A 14,263-nucleotide genomic window follows, 5' to 3' on the forward strand; every position below is an offset into this window, starting at 1 on the left:
TGTTCCACGTGAAACATGCGGGAGCTACTTCCCGATGCAGAAGCGCCCGAACAAAGCGTCGAGCATATCCTCGGTTGTTGATCTTCCAATCAGGGAATCGAAGGCGACCCGCGCACTGCGCAACTCCTCGGCTTGAAGCAGAAGGTCAGTAACGCATAACGCTCCCTCAAGAGCCAGTCGCGCCCGGGACAGCAGCTGGCCCTGGCGCTGGTTGAGCGCCACCTCACCCGGCCGCGGCAGGCAGGACCTGCCGAACCGGACCAGGTCTCGGCGCAGGCCATCAAGTCCTTCTCCAGTGATTGCCGACAACCGGTGACGCGGTCCAGCCTTCCTGAGATGCTGATCTCGATCCGCTTGCGCCTCGATCTCCCAGCTACCTTCGGGGCCCTCACCTTCTGGGCCCAGCCAGAGCACAAGGTCAGCCTTCGCCAGTTCGCCGCGTGCCCGGTCGACACCGATCGCCTCGATCGCGTCCTGCGTCCCCTCGCGCAAGCCAGCGGTATCGATGAAGGCAAAGGGCACGCCATCCAACGCGACAGCGCGCACGAGCACGTCGCGCGTCGTTCCGGCAAGCGGCGCGGTGATCGCGGCCTCGTCTTCGACCAATGCGTTGAACAGGGTACTCTTGCCCGCATTGGGTGGTCCGGCAAGCACCACGCGCAGGCCTTCGCGCAAGGCTTCGGCACGAGGACGGGTAAGCCAGGATTCCAATTCGCCGGACAGCGCGACAAGGTCCGCGCGAAAGTGAGGGGGCAGTTCGGCGACGTCATCCTCGTCACTGAAATCAAGAATGGCCTCGATCGCAGCCGAAGCCGAAAGGACCCGGTCGCGCCAGTTGGAGACCTGCTGCGAGAACGCGCCCCCTGCCATCGCAATGGCCGCAAGCCGCTGAAGCTCGGTCTCCGATGATAACAAGTCGGCAAGGCCTTCCGCCTCGGCCAAATCGATGCGCCCGTTCGCAAAAGCCCTGCGGGTGAATTCACCCGGCTGTGCCGCACGGATCGCCAGCGCCGCTCCACCCTCGCCCGCCATGCCCAGATCTGCCAGCGCAGACTCGACCGCGCGCACCACGGCGCGGCCGCCGTGCAAGTGCAATTCGGCTAGATCCTCACCGGTCGCGGTAGCTGGACCGGGAAACCAGAGCACGAGTGCCTGGTCGAGAACTGTTTCACGTGAAACACGCAAGGTCCGCAGGCTTGCCCGGCGCGGCTGCGGAAGCGATCCGGCAAGCCGCTCCAGAACCGAACCCGCCGCAGGTCCGCTGATCCGGACGACGGCGAGCGCGGCCGGTGGCGCTCCGCTGGACAAGGCAAAGATCGTGTCGTTCATCGCCTGCGCGCCTAGCCGATCCGGACCCAACGGAGCAAATGGCAAAAACGGGAGAAGGCGCTCGCTTCCGCCTCTCTCGCTTAGTTGCCCTTCGACTTGTCGCTCGAACCCTGGCCGCTCATCGCCATGGCAATCCCGCTTTCGAGGAACTGCTGGAAGAGCTTGAAGCCCATCTGGCCCATCGGCGCCATCTGCTTGGTGAGTTCCTGAAGCTGGTCGAAACTGCCAGCCCCCTTCATCGCGTTCGTGAGTGCCTCGACATAGACCTCGTTGGCACGCGTCACATCGGGCAGGCCGAGAAACCGGCGCGCCTCTTCAGGGGAACATTCGACCTCGACATTGACCTTCATGAGGCCCTCCTGCTCTCTCGTCTTTTTGTTGAACGAAGGCTGACACATACGCTTGGCAAAGTCCATTGCCAGTCCCTACCTGCTAGGCAAGCCGCCTCCTTGCGCCAGGACGGACGGCATTGCCAGACAGGAGAGCAAACCCATGACCCATACAACGCCCGCGATCGTCCCGGATTCCACGCCGGATATCGAGATCCGCGCATGAGTGCCCTGCCCGGACCGCGCTATCTCGTTCCTCTCCTGGTTCTTGCTCTCAGCCTTGCCTGCCTCCTGATCGCCCCTCTGCACATCCTGCTGGTGATCATGGTTCCGGTATTTCTGCTGACCTTCCTAGATTTCTTCCAGAACCGCCACGCCCTTCGCCGCAACTACCCACTCATCGCCCGGGTGCGCTGGCTGTTCGAGGATCTCCGTCCCTTCCTGCGCGCCTATGTCGTGGAGAGCGACCGCGAGGGTCGCCCATTCACCATCGATGAGCGCAGCCTCGTCTACGCGCGCGCCAAAGGCGAAGTCTCGACGCACCCGATGGGCACCGAGCTCGACGTCTACTCGGACGAGTACGAATGGCTCGGTCACTCGATCGCGCCCAACGAAGCGGCTCCGGAAAGCTGGCACGTGCGCGTCGGCGGCGATGAATGCGCCAAGCCCTATAGCACGTCCCTCCTCAACATCTCGGCGATGAGCTTCGGCGCGCTGTCGGCCAACGCGATCGAATCGCTCAACAAAGGCGCTGCCATCGGCGGGTTCGCGCATGACACCGGCGAGGGCTCGATCAGCCGCTACCACCGCAAGCACGGCGGCGACCTGATCTGGGAACTGGGTAGCGGCTACTTCGGATGCCGCCACAAGGACGGCAGCTTCAACCCCGAGCTGTTCGCCGAGCAAGCACGCGACGACCAGGTCAAGATGGTCGAAATCAAGCTCAGCCAGGGTGCAAAGCCCGGACATGGCGGTGTGCTTCCCGGCGCCAAGGTCACTCCGGAAATTGCCGAGGCGCGCAAGGTCGACATCGGCGAGGACTGCATCTCACCCGCAGCCCACCCCGCTTTTCAGACTCCGATTGAGTTGCTCGAATTTACCGCGCGGCTGCGTGAGCTCTCGGGCGGCAAGCCAGCGGGCCTCAAGCTCTGCGTCGGACAGCCCCATGAAGTCATGGCGCTGATGAAGGCGATCGTCGAAACCGGAATCGCGCCGGACTTCATTGTCGTCGATGGCGCCGAAGGCGGCACCGGTGCGGCACCCCAGGAACTGACCGACAACGTTGGCATGCCCTTGCGCGAAGGCCTGATCCTGATGCGCAATGCGCTGGTCGGCAGCAATCTCAAGGACCGCGTCCGCCTCGGAGCCTCGGGCAAGATTCACTCGGGCGCGGGCATGGCGCGCGCTTTCGCGCTCGGCGCCGACTGGTGCAACGCCGCGCGCCCCTTCATGTTCGCACTGGGCTGCGTGCAATCGATGAAGTGCCACACGGGCGAATGCCCGACCGGCGTCGCCACACAAGTCGCCTGGCGCCAGAAGGGTCTCGTCGTCGACGACAAGGCCGAACGCGTCGCGCGCTTCCAACACGAGACTCTCAAGGCATTGCGCGAGATCGTCGTTGCCATGGGATACCGCAGTCCCTGGGAGCTGACTCAGCACGACATGTACCAGCGCATCGACAGCGCCAAGGCCGGTCCGCTCGACGAAGTCTATCCCTTCATCCAGCCCGGACAATTGCTCGCCGATGCGGATAGTACGCCCTACGCACGCGCGTGGAAGGTGGCGAGCGCGGAAACGTTCCGGCGGGTCTAGAGAGTTTAGAGCATTGTAACCGCTCAAGTTGCCATTGCCGTGAAGCAATCGAAGAGAGGCCTGACGGTATACGGGGTCAAGGGGTGGTAAACCCCTTGAATCACGGCTTGAATCACACGCCTACCAAATCCTGCCCCGGTTCCTATCTAAAACCTTGAAACCCAACCCAGGACAGGAATCTTGATGACCAGCGCCTACCGCATGATCGTTGCCGAGCACGGCGGACCCGAGAAAGTTTCACGTGAAACATTCAAGGTCCCCTCCCCTGGTCCTGGCCAGATCCTGATCGAAACCGAAGCCGTCGGCCTCAACTTCATCGACACTTATTACCGGGCGGGCCTCTATGCCGACGCACTGCCTATCGTGCTCGGTTCGGAAAGCGTGGGAACGATCGTCGCGCTCGGCGAAGGCGTCGAAGGCTTCGCGATCGGTGAGCGCGTGGGCTATACTGGCGCGGGCGGTGCCTATGCCACGCACCGACTGATCCCGGCAGCCGGCGCTATCCGCGTTCCCGCGACAATCGATCCGAAGATCGCTGCCGCGGTGCTGCTCAAGGGCCTGACCGCCTGTTACCTGGCCGAGGACACCTTTCCCGCAAAGGCGGGTGACGTGGCGCTGGTCCACGCCGCTGCGGGTGGTGTCGGCTCGCTGCTGGTGCCCTGGCTGGCCGACAAGGGCGTCACCGTCATCGCCCATTGCGGAAGCAAGGCCAAGGCGGACAGCGTCCCCGTCCCCGCGAGCCATTCGCTTCATTGCAGCTTTGCCGAATTGCCGGACAAGGTTCGTGAGTTGACCGATGGGGCAATGTGCCAGGTCGTCTACGACGGCGTCGGCGCGGCGAGTTGGGAGGCCTCGCTCGCCTGCCTGCGCAGCCGGGGGCTGATCGCCAGCTTCGGCAACGCATCGGGTCCGGTCCCCCCGGTACCGATGCTTGACCTGATGAAGGCGGGCGGCGGCTCGCTTTTCGCCACGCGGCCCACGCTCGCCCACTACATCGCCACCCCCGAAGCGCGCGATGCCAGTGCAGCCAAGCTGTTCGATCGCATCGCCACTGGAGTCTTGAAGGTCAAAATCGGGCAGACGTTCGCGCTGGACCAGGCCGCCGAGGCGCACCGCGCCCTGGAAAGCCGGGCCACGACCGGATCGACCGTGCTGATCCCCTGATCGCCCCACCACCGAATACACGAAGGGCCCGCGAGACTGGAGTGTCTTGCGGGCCCTTTTTCGTGTGTCGTGCAATTGAAGTCAGAACAGCGAGACAATGCCCAGCTGCGGATCGATCCATCCCTCGTAGATCATCTTGCAGGCGACGTAGAGGATGACGACGAGGCCCAGATAGGCAATCCAGCGGTAACGCCCGATGACCCGCGCCAGAGCGTTCGCGGCAAGCCCCATCAGCGCCACCGAAAGCAGCAGCCCGACGATGAGGATGCCGGGATGCTCGCGCGCAGCGCCGGCCACGCCAAGCACGTTGTCGAGGCTCATCGAAACGTCGGCGACCGCCACGGCCCAAGCCGCGCCGGCGAAGCTCTTCGCCGATTTCAGCCCCGAATGCTCGTCCCCCTCGATCTCGGGCGAACCCACATTGCCCGAATCCTCGCGCAGTTCGCGCCAGAACTTCCAGGCCACCCACAAGAGCAGCAAGCCGCCCGCGAAGATCAAGCCGACGACACCGAGCAACCAGGTCACCATCAGGGCAAAGGCGATGCGCAGGAAAAGCGCGGCGCCGATGCCGATCAGAATCACTTTCTTGCGGTCCGCTGCAGGAAGACCCGCCGCGAGTGCACCCACGACGATGGCGTTGTCGCCCGCCAGCAGCAAGTCGATCATCAGGACCTGCCCGAAGGCGGCCAAGGCCGCCGGTTCGGTGATGTTGGCGAAGTCCGAGGCGATATGCTGCCAGATCTCGGCCGGTCCGCCCAGCGAGGCGGATGCGACCAAGGCTCCAAGGATAGTCACGTAGTAAAGCCCCCGCTTGTCCGCTTACTGGTTCATCGTCGCGAAGAAGTCCTCGTTGGTCTTGGAGTCCTTCATCTTGTCGAGGAGGAACTCCATCGCATCGATGGTGCCCATCTGCATGAGGATGCGGCGCAGCAGCCACATCTTCGAGAGCTGGTCCTTGGGAACCAGCAGCTCTTCCTTGCGGGTGCCCGACTTGCCCACGTCGAGCGCGGGGAAGATGCGCTTGTCGGCAACCTTGCGATCAAGCACGATTTCCGAGTTACCGGTGCCCTTGAACTCTTCGAAGATGACTTCGTCCATGCGGCTGCCGGTGTCGATCAGCGCGGTGGCGATGATCGAGAGCGAACCGCCCTCCTCGATGTTGCGCGCCGCGCCGAAGAAGCGCTTGGGGCGCTGCAGGGCGTTGGCATCGACACCGCCGGTCAGGACCTTGCCCGAGCTCGGCACCACGGTGTTGTAGGCCCGGCCCAGACGCGTGATCGAGTCGAGCAGGATGACCACGTCGCGCTTGTGCTCGACGAGGCGCTTGGCCTTCTCGATCACCATTTCAGCAACCTGGACGTGGCGCTGCGCGGGTTCGTCGAAGGTCGAGGAAATGACCTCGCCCTTCACCGAGCGCTGCATGTCGGTAACTTCCTCGGGGCGTTCGTCGACCAGCAGGACGAGCAGGAACACCTCGGGGTGGTTGTCGGTGATGGCCTTGGCCATGTTCTGCAACAGAACGGTCTTACCCGTGCGGGGCGGCGCGACGATCAGTGCGCGCTGGCCCTTGCCCTGCGGGCTGATGAGATCGATGACGCGCGCCGACTTGTCCTTGACCGTCGGGTCGAGACTGTCGAGCTTGAGACGCTCGTCGGGATAGAGCGGGGTCAGGTTGTCGAAGTTGGTGCGGTGGCGCACGGCGTCGGGATCGTCGAAGTTGACCTTGGTCAGCTTGGTGATCGCGAAGTAGCGCTCGCCGTCACGAGGCGCGCGAATCTCGCCTTCGACGGTGTCGCCCGTGCGCAGGCCCCACTTGCGGACCTGGTTGGGCGAGACGTAGATATCGTCGGGGCCCGCGAGGTAGTTGGCCTCGGGGCTGCGCAGGAAGCCGAAACCGTCGGTGAGCACTTCGATCGTGCCCAGGCCCATGATTTCCTCGCCGTCCTCGGCGACTTCCTTGAGAATCCCGAACATGAGATCCTGGCGGCGCATGGTGGAGGCGCCTTCGACGCCCATTTCCTCTGCCATCTCGACCAGTTCGGCCGGCGTTTTCTTCTTGAGTTCTTTCAGATGCATTTGTCTGGATTCCGAATGGAAAAAAGGAGGGTCGGCCGGAAGGGATCGAGGGGCTTGGGGAAAGCAGATCCGGGTCGGCGAACGCGAAGGCCGCCGTGGTTCCGGGACAGCGCTGCAAATAAGCCTTTGCCAGCCTCGGGTCAATGACTCGTGACACGGCGCGCCGCTGCTTCGGGCCCGATGCGGCCCAGGCTGCGGTAAACGGATTTGCGATGGCGGACGGGGTTCGGGGTGGGTCCCCCCAGAAATCCCCTGGAAGAGGCCTTAGAAGGGCTTCACGACCACCAGGATGACCACGACGACCGCGACCAGGCTGGGCACCTCGTTGAGCATGCGCAGCGCCTTGGCGCTCATCGTGCGCTCGCCCTTCGCCAGCTTCTTGCCGTAGCTCACCAGCCAGCCATGGTAGGCCGAGAGCCCGAGCACGAAGAGCAGCTTGGCGTGGAGCCAGGGTGCGGACCAGTACTGCATCGCGGTCGCAAGGGCGATGCCGAAGACCCAGACCATGATCAGCGAAGGGGTCAGGATGATCTTGCGCAGCTTGGCCTCGCGATCGATCCAGCGCGCCTCTTCGGGCGAACCCGGCTCCGCTTCCTGGTGATAGACGAAATAGCGCGGGAGCATGAACAGCCCGGCCATCCAGAAGATCACGAAGATGATGTGACCGGCCTTGAGCCAGAGATAGGTGGTCTGCAAGATCTGCTCCATGCGGCGTGGACGTCCCTCTTGAAAGCGTTCGTTCTGCCCTGTCGGCCGCTATCTAGGATCGCAAGGCCGGTCTGGAAAGGGTCAGTTGCGTTCCCAGGCCCGTACGACGGCCAGAAGCCGCTCGACATGGGCGATCGGGGTGTGCTGGCCGATGCCGTGTCCGAGATTGAAGACATGGGGGCGGTTCGCGAAGGCATCAAGCACGCGGCGCGCACCGCTCTCCAGATCAGGCCCGCCCGCGAGCACCTGGAGCGGATCGAAATTGCCCTGGACGGGCATTCCTGCGGGCAGTTCGCGCGCGGCCCAGACCGGGTCGATGGTCTCGTCGACACCGACCGCGTCGACACCGGTCTCGCGGGCGTAGCCGGGAAGCTTCTCGCCCGCTCCCTTGGGAAAGCCGATGATTGGGGTTTCAGGATGACGCTTGCGCACTTCGTCCACGATCCGCGCGTTGGGCGCGATCACCCAGCGCTCGAACTGGGTCGGCGACAGAGTCCCGGCCCAGGAGTCGAAGAGCTGCACCGCTTCGGCGCCGGCTTCGATCTGGCCGCACAGATATTCCACGGTCACCCCGGTCACTGCATCGATGATCGCCTGGAAGCCTTCCGGATCGGCGTAAGCCATCGCGCGCGTCTCCGCCTGGTCACGACTCCCCTCGCCTGCGGTCATGTACGTGGCGACCGTCCAGGGCGATCCTGCAAAGCCCAGCATCGTCGTTTCGGTTCCCAGCTGGGCGCGAACCTTGCGAACCGTTTCGTAGATCGGTGAGAGTCGTTCGGGCACCGGGACGAGAGCCTCGAGGGCATGATCGACGAGCCGGGGAGTCAGCCTGGGCCCCTCGCCAGCCAGGAAGGTGAGGTCCTGCCCCATCGCGTAAGGCACGATCAGGATGTCGGAGAAGAGGATCGCGCCGTCGAAGCCGAAGCGGCGGATGGGTTGCAGGGTGATCTCGGCAGCCGCGTCGGTATCGTAGACGAGGGCCAGGAATCCGCCCTTCTCGGCTCGCAAGGCGCGGTATTCGGGCAGATAGCGGCCAGCCTGGCGCATGAGCCATACCGGGCGCTTGTGCGTGTTCGTACCGCGCAGAGTGTCGAGAAGAAGACCAGGCATCGCGTTCTATTCCGATCCAATCAAAAAAATTTAGAATTTTTATAAAAGGTTGAAGGAGTCTGTTGGCCCTGTGGATATCGGGGATTGGCGGGCAATGCCCGAATTGTCCCCGGATGAACAGTGCCGATGAGTCCGAACGACTCTTGCTGACTCCCGAGTCAAAGATTCGTTATCCGCACTCTCCACAGGCTGTGGATGGAATCTGGAGCCTGTCCAGAAGTGGAGGAGTGAATCCGGGGTAGCGGGGAGGAAAGCGACCTCTCCGGTTGTCACCGGTTCTGTCCCGTGGTTTATGGCCCCTCTATCCACAGGGCTGTCCCGTTCCCCCGGAAGGACGCTAAAGGGCTGGCATGGCACGTTTCCACCTCCACCTCCTCTCGGACTCGACCGGCGAAACGCTCGAGATGATCGCCAAGGCCGCGCTTGCGCAGTTCGACGATACCGAAGTCCTGCGCCACTTCTGGCCGATGGTCCGCTCGCAGCAGCACCTCGATCGGATCATGGGCGAGATCGCCAGCAATCCAGGCCTCGTCTTCTTCACGCTCGTCAACGAGGATACCCGCAGCCGGCTCGAGGAGAAGTGCCAGTTGCTCGGCCTGCCTGCGATCGCGGTGCTCGACGGGGTGACCGACGCCCTCGAGGCGCTGCTCGGGCAGGAAGCCAAGGGGCGCCCCGGACGCCAGCACAAGCTCGACGACGCCTACTTTGCGCGCGTCGACGCGATCCAGTTCACCATCGCCCACGACGATGGCATTGCCTGGGAGGACTGGGAGGAGGCCGATATCATCCTTGCCGGCGTCTCGCGCACCAGCAAGACACCGACCTCGATCTACCTCGCCAACCGCGGGTTCAAGGTGGCCAATATCCCGATCGTGCCCGAGAGCCCTCCCCCGGGGCTTCTGTTCGGGCTCAAGCGGCCGATGGTGGTGGGGCTCACCACCGCGCCCGAGCGCCTGATCCAGGTGCGGCGCAATCGCCTGCTCTCGCTCAGCCAGTCGCCCGATACCGATTACGTCCAGCAGGAGAAGGTCGAAAGCGAAGTGAAATACGCAAGGCGTATGTTCGCGGACAATTCCTGGCCGGTCATCGACGTGACCCGCCGTTCGATCGAGGAGACGGCGGCGGCGGTGATCAACCTCTTCAACGAACGCAAGGCCTCGGGTCGGCAGGGCCAGATCGGCCCGAAGCCGATTTGAGCCCCCAGGGCTATCTGAACAAACGAGCAGCGAACCATGATCGTACTTGCATCGAAGAGCGCCTCGCGCCGCGCCATGCTCGAAGCGGCCGATATCGCCTTCACCGTGAAGCCCTCGCAGGTCGACGAGCGCGCCATCGAGGAGGCGCTCGGCGAGGCTGCCCCACACGACGTCGCCCTGGCGCTGGCGCGCGCGAAGGCGCTTGGTGTTTCACGTGAAACACCGGGGGAACTGGTCCTGGGCAGCGATTCGCTGGTCGTTTGCGACGGTGTGCGCTTCGACAAGCCCGCGGACCGCGCGGCAGCGGCCAAGCACTTGCGCTTCTTTTCGGGCAAGGTGATGCACCTGCACAGCGCCGCAGCGCTCACGCGTGGCAACGAGGTGCTCTGGGCCGAAGCCGCTGAAGCGCGGCTTCACGTTGCGGCGCTTTCGGACGATTTCATCGAACGCTATCTTGAGGCCGAATGGCCCGAAGTCGGTCACTGCGTCGGCGTGTTCCGTATCGAGGGGCGCGGGGTGCAGCTTTTCGACGCGATCGAGGGCGACTACTTCACGATTCTGGGCATGCCCCTGCTCAAGGTCCAGTCCGCCTTGCGCGCGCTGGGACATCTCGAAGGACATCCGCAACCATGACGCCCTACGCCGAAGTGATTGGCGATCCGATCGCCCAGTCGAAGTCGCCGGTGATCCACAATTTCTGGATCGAGCAGCTGGGGATCGAGGCGCGCTACGACCATTGCCACGTGACCCGCGAGGGCCTGGCCGACTACCTCGCGCAGCGCCGCGACGATCCGGCCTGGCGCGGGTGCAACGTCACGATGCCGCACAAGCTCGCGGTCATGCCCTTGCTCGACCGGCTCGAACCGATCGCCAAGACGATCGGCGCGGTGAACACGATCCTGCGCGAAGACGACGGCACGCTCACCGGCACCAACACCGACGCGCCCGGCTTCCTCGAGCCCTTGCGCCCCCTTCTGGCCAAAACCCATCTCTTCCGCATGGCGCGCGTCCTCGGCACGGGCGGCGCGGCACGTGCGATCGTCGCGGCGCTGGCGGCCGAGCACTTCACCATCGTGCTCGCCGGGCGCAGCCCCGAAAAGGCACGTTCGATGCTCGACGAAATTGCGCCCGACGGCGAACACCACGCCATCGCGTTCGACCACTTCGCCGATGCCACCGATTTCGCCTTCGACGACCGCCAGGGTTGCTTCGACCTCATCGTCAACGCCAGCCCGCTGGGCATGACCGGGCAGCCCCCCCTGCCCTTCGACTTCAGCCATGCGCCGCCCGCCTCGGTGGTCTACGACATCGTCACCAGCCCGCTCGAGACCGCCTTCCTGCGCGAGGCCCACGCGAAGGGCTTCGCCACCGTTGACGGACTCTCCATGCTGATCGGGCAGGCCGACGTTGCCTTCGCGCGCTTCTTTGGCGCGAAGGCGCCGCGCGAACACGACGAGGCCCTGCGCGCGCGGATCGCGTCCTGAGGCGCTCCTGAAGGAGCGTGCGGGACAATCGGGAGAGTTGAAAGGATGACGAAAGCCGCGTCTGGAAAATCCGGTCCTTTCGTTCTTGGCCTCACCGGATCGATCGGCATGGGCAAGTCGACCGTTGCGGGCATGTTTCGCGAACTGGGCGTGCCGGTGTTCGATGCGGACGCCGAAGTCCATCGCCTGCAGGGGCCCGGTGGTGAACTGCTCGCTGCGATCGAGGCCGCCTTTCCCGGCACGACCGGTCCCGCCGGTGTCGACCGGGGGGCTTTGGGCGCAGCCGTGTTCGGGGACCCGCATGCGCTCGCGCGGCTCGAGGCCATCGTCCATCCCGTGGTCGCGAATCGCCGCGCGGCGTTCCTGCGGGCCGAGGCCGCGCATCCTCTCCTTATTCTCGATATACCGCTGCTTTACGAAAAGGGCGGATACCGGGAGCTCGATGGCGTTGCGGTGGTCTCCGCGCCGCCTGCGGTCCAGCGCGAACGCGTGCTTGCGCGTGAGGGTATGAGCGCGGAAAAATTCGAGAGGATTCTGGCACTTCAGGTGCCCGACTCTAAGAAGAGGGAAAGGGCCGATTTCGTGATCGATACGGGAACCAGCCTGGAGGCGACGCGCGCGCAGGTTTGCGCGCTCGTGACGAAGTTGGGCCGTGCAGAATAATCGGCGTCCGGCCCTTGCACACGGGCCACGTCAGGCAGATATGAGATAAGATGCGAGAGATTATCTTCGATACCGAAACGACCGGATTCGACCCCAAGAACGGGGACCGCATGGTTGAAATCGGATGCGTCGAGATGGTCAACCGGGTGGAAACGGGGCGCACCTACCACGCCTACTTCAACCCCGAACGGTCGATGCCCGCCGAAGCCGAGGCGGTCCATGGACTGTCCGACGCCTTCCTGGCCGACAAACCGCTTTTCGGTGCCTGTGCGCAGGAGTTCCTCGCCTTCATCGAGGACAGCCCGATGGTGGCGCACAACGCCAGCTTCGACTTCAACTTCATCAACGCCGAACTCGCGCTGGTGGGCCTGCCCGAGGTCAGCCGCGAGCGCATGGTCGACACCGTGGCGCTCGCCAAGGCACGCCATCCGGGCTCGAAGCTGTCGCTGGACGCGCTTTGCTCGCGCTATGGAATTGATCGAAGTCATCGTACCAAGCACGGCGCCTTGCTAGACGCCGAATTGTTGGCGCAGGTCTACGTCGAACTGCGTGGCGGTCGTCAGATCGGCCTCGAACTGGTCGCTGAAACAACTGAAATCGTGTCGGAAACCAAGGTCCTCGTCCGAAAGGACCGGCCTTTTCGACAGCCGCGTCCCCACGCGGCTACCCAAGCCGAGCTCGCGGCGCACGCCGCGTTCCTGGCAACGGTCGATACCCCGCTCTGGGGTGCCTGATAACAATAGCAAGAGGAGTATTCGCCCATGGATATCCGTGTCTCCGGTCATCAAGTCGAAACCGGCGAGGCCCTGCAGATCCACGCCAACGAACGGCTGACGGCGATCACTGAAAAGTACTTCAACCGGGCTATATCGTCTCAGGTGACATTCGGCCGAGCGCCGGCCGGAGCTTTCCGCTGCGACATCGTGATGCACGCCATGCAGAACCTCGTACTCAAGGGCACCGGCCTCGCGCAGGACGCGCACGTCTCTCTCGACCAGGCTGCGGAGAAGATCGACAAGCAGCTGCGTCGCTACAAGCGCCGCCTCAAGGATCGCAGCGAGCAGGCCGCGCACGCCCTCGCCATGGCCGACGGCACGGTGATGGAAGAAGCGGCCTACACAATCTTCGAAGAGATTTCGCTTGAACATGAAGAAGACATCGAGACCGATGCACCCGTGGTGATTGCCGAGACACGTGTCGACATTCCCGAGGCCACCGTTTCGGACGCGGTCATGATGCTCGACTTGCGCAACACTACCGCGCTCTTCTTCAAAAATGCTGGCACCGGGCGCCATAATATGGTCTACCGCCGCGGCGACGGTTCGATCGGGTGGGTTGAACCGGCCTGACGGGCTTGCGCAATCCCGCATTTCTCGCAATGGGAAATGGTCAGCCCCCGAGTTTTCGGGGGCTGGTCGTGCACAGATTAGATGGAAGAATGGTCATCCGACCTCACTACACGCCGCAATGACCAGTCTCTTCACCCTGTTGCCGGCCGCTGTCACCGCCATCGACGTTGACGGCAAGGACGCCATCTTCAAGCATATCGCGGGCGTGTTCGCGCAGGTCTATGGCCTTGATCGCGAGATTGTCCTTGCCAGCATCCTTGAACGCGAACAGCTTGGCAGCACCGGTTTCGGGCGCCGCGTCGCCATTCCGCATGCGCGGATCGAAGGGTTGAAGCGCCCGGTCGCCGCGGTCGTGCGGCTGAATACCCCGGTCGAGTTCCAGTCCGCCGACGGTTTGCCGGTTGACCTCGTGTTCGGCCTGCTCTCGCCTTACGGCGCGGGCGCCACGCACCTTCATGCGCTGGCCGCGATCTCGCGCATGATGCGCAACGAGCGCATGCACGATGCGCTGATGGACGCGCCCGGCCCCGAGGCGCTCTACGCGCTGCTCAGCAATGTCATCGAGCGCGATGCTGCCTGAAGCGGGCCCGACCGGCGCAAACCTGCACTGGCGCGCGCTGGAAAGCCTCTACGCCTCGGCTGCGATCAACCAGACCTTCGAATCCTCGCTCGAGATCCTGGGTGAAGGGCGTGCGCGCATTCATTTCGACGTCACCCCGGCGGTGTTCCATGCGGCTGGCGCCGCGCACGGCACGATCTATTTCAAGATGCTCGACGATGCAGCCTTCTACGCGGCCAACACCTTGGTGACCGATCGCTTCCTGCTGACGACTTCGTTCAACCTGCACCTGACCAAGCCGATCACCGGCGGGCGCCTTGTCGCCGAGGGGACCTGGGTGAGCGGGCGGCGGCGGGTCTTCGTTGCGGAATCGCGCCTGATCGACGAGGCCGGCGATGAGGTCGGCCGGGGCAGCGGCACCTTCATGCGCTCGCGCATCGCTCTCTCGAGCCTGGCCGGTTACGGCGCGGCCACGAAGCGCTGA

General features: G+C 64.1%; 16 protein-coding genes. 10 read left to right on the forward strand and 6 right to left on the reverse strand.

Annotation, left to right across the window (positions count from 1 at the left end):
• Positions 1-24: 24 nt before the first annotated feature.
• Positions 25-1,329, reverse strand: coding sequence for a tRNA uridine-5-carboxymethylaminomethyl(34) synthesis GTPase MnmE (gene mnmE, locus HT136_RS10785; RefSeq protein ID WP_214199766.1), 1,305 nt, complete (start codon positions 1,327-1,329; stop codon positions 25-27).
• An 80-nt stretch (positions 1,330-1,409) separates the two neighbouring features.
• Positions 1,410-1,679: a DUF6489 family protein gene (locus HT136_RS10790; protein ID WP_214199767.1), complete on the reverse strand. Its 270-nt coding sequence runs from the start codon at positions 1,677-1,679 to the stop codon at positions 1,410-1,412.
• Positions 1,680-1,880: 201 nt separating this feature from the next.
• Here HT136_RS10790 and HT136_RS10795 point away from each other — a divergent pair, with 201 nt between their 5' ends.
• Positions 1,881-3,470 (forward strand): FMN-binding glutamate synthase family protein, encoded by a 1,590-nt coding sequence (locus tag HT136_RS10795; protein ID WP_214199768.1) that lies wholly within the window; start codon positions 1,881-1,883, stop codon positions 3,468-3,470.
• A 183-nt stretch (positions 3,471-3,653) separates the two neighbouring features.
• Complete coding sequence (locus tag HT136_RS10800; RefSeq protein WP_214199769.1) at positions 3,654-4,634, forward strand: quinone oxidoreductase family protein; 981 nt, start codon at positions 3,654-3,656, stop codon at positions 4,632-4,634.
• A gap of 81 nt (positions 4,635-4,715) precedes the next feature.
• On the opposite strand, the gene HT136_RS10805 is transcribed toward HT136_RS10800, so the two are convergent.
• The 4 genes from HT136_RS10805 to hemE form a co-directional block, all read right to left on the reverse strand.
• On the reverse strand, positions 4,716-5,429 hold the full coding sequence (locus HT136_RS10805; RefSeq protein WP_214199770.1) for a YjbE family putative metal transport protein: 714 nt from the start codon (positions 5,427-5,429) through the stop codon (positions 4,716-4,718).
• A gap of 24 nt (positions 5,430-5,453) precedes the next feature.
• Complete coding sequence (gene rho / locus HT136_RS10810; RefSeq protein ID WP_214199771.1) at positions 5,454-6,710, reverse strand: transcription termination factor Rho; 1,257 nt, start codon at positions 6,708-6,710, stop codon at positions 5,454-5,456.
• Between the two features lie 264 nt (positions 6,711-6,974).
• A complete protein-coding gene (locus tag HT136_RS10815; RefSeq protein ID WP_214199772.1) occupies positions 6,975-7,418 on the reverse strand; it encodes a CopD family protein in 444 nt (147 codons plus the stop codon).
• Positions 7,419-7,499: 81 nt separating this feature from the next.
• Positions 7,500-8,528, reverse strand: a complete 1,029-nt coding sequence (hemE, locus tag HT136_RS10820; RefSeq protein ID WP_214199773.1) for a uroporphyrinogen decarboxylase — start codon at positions 8,526-8,528, stop codon at positions 7,500-7,502.
• A gap of 350 nt (positions 8,529-8,878) precedes the next feature.
• Here hemE and HT136_RS10825 point away from each other — a divergent pair, with 350 nt between their 5' ends.
• The 8 genes from HT136_RS10825 (at position 8,879) to HT136_RS10860 (ending at position 14,263) form a co-directional block, all read left to right on the forward strand.
• Complete coding sequence (locus HT136_RS10825; protein WP_214199774.1) at positions 8,879-9,724, forward strand: pyruvate, water dikinase regulatory protein; 846 nt, start codon at positions 8,879-8,881, stop codon at positions 9,722-9,724.
• Positions 9,725-9,760: 36 nt separating this feature from the next.
• Positions 9,761-10,357 (forward strand): Maf family protein, encoded by a 597-nt coding sequence (locus HT136_RS10830; RefSeq protein WP_214199775.1) that lies wholly within the window; start codon positions 9,761-9,763, stop codon positions 10,355-10,357.
• Positions 10,354-11,208: a shikimate dehydrogenase gene (aroE, locus tag HT136_RS10835; RefSeq protein ID WP_214199776.1), complete on the forward strand. Its 855-nt coding sequence runs from the start codon at positions 10,354-10,356 to the stop codon at positions 11,206-11,208. The genes HT136_RS10830 and aroE overlap by 4 nt, the downstream gene beginning before the upstream one ends.
• Positions 11,209-11,253: 45 nt before the next feature.
• A complete protein-coding gene (gene coaE / locus HT136_RS10840; protein ID WP_214199777.1) occupies positions 11,254-11,871 on the forward strand; it encodes a dephospho-CoA kinase in 618 nt (205 codons plus the stop codon).
• A gap of 50 nt (positions 11,872-11,921) precedes the next feature.
• Entirely contained in the window at positions 11,922-12,605 is a 684-nt protein-coding gene (gene dnaQ / locus HT136_RS10845; RefSeq protein WP_214199778.1) for a DNA polymerase III subunit epsilon, read from the forward strand.
• A 27-nt stretch (positions 12,606-12,632) separates the two neighbouring features.
• A complete protein-coding gene (hpf, locus tag HT136_RS10850; protein ID WP_214199779.1) occupies positions 12,633-13,220 on the forward strand; it encodes a ribosome hibernation-promoting factor, HPF/YfiA family in 588 nt (195 codons plus the stop codon).
• 118 nt (positions 13,221-13,338) lie between these two features.
• The gene (locus HT136_RS10855) at positions 13,339-13,800 is read left to right on the forward strand and encodes a PTS sugar transporter subunit IIA (protein WP_214199780.1); all 462 of its coding nucleotides are present in this window, start codon (positions 13,339-13,341) and stop codon (positions 13,798-13,800) included.
• Positions 13,790-14,263: a PaaI family thioesterase gene (locus tag HT136_RS10860; protein WP_214199781.1), complete on the forward strand. Its 474-nt coding sequence runs from the start codon at positions 13,790-13,792 to the stop codon at positions 14,261-14,263. The genes HT136_RS10855 and HT136_RS10860 overlap by 11 nt, the downstream gene beginning before the upstream one ends.

This window comes from Novosphingobium profundi, assembly GCF_018491765.1.
Lineage (GTDB): Bacteria > Pseudomonadota > Alphaproteobacteria > Sphingomonadales > Sphingomonadaceae > Novosphingobium > Novosphingobium profundi.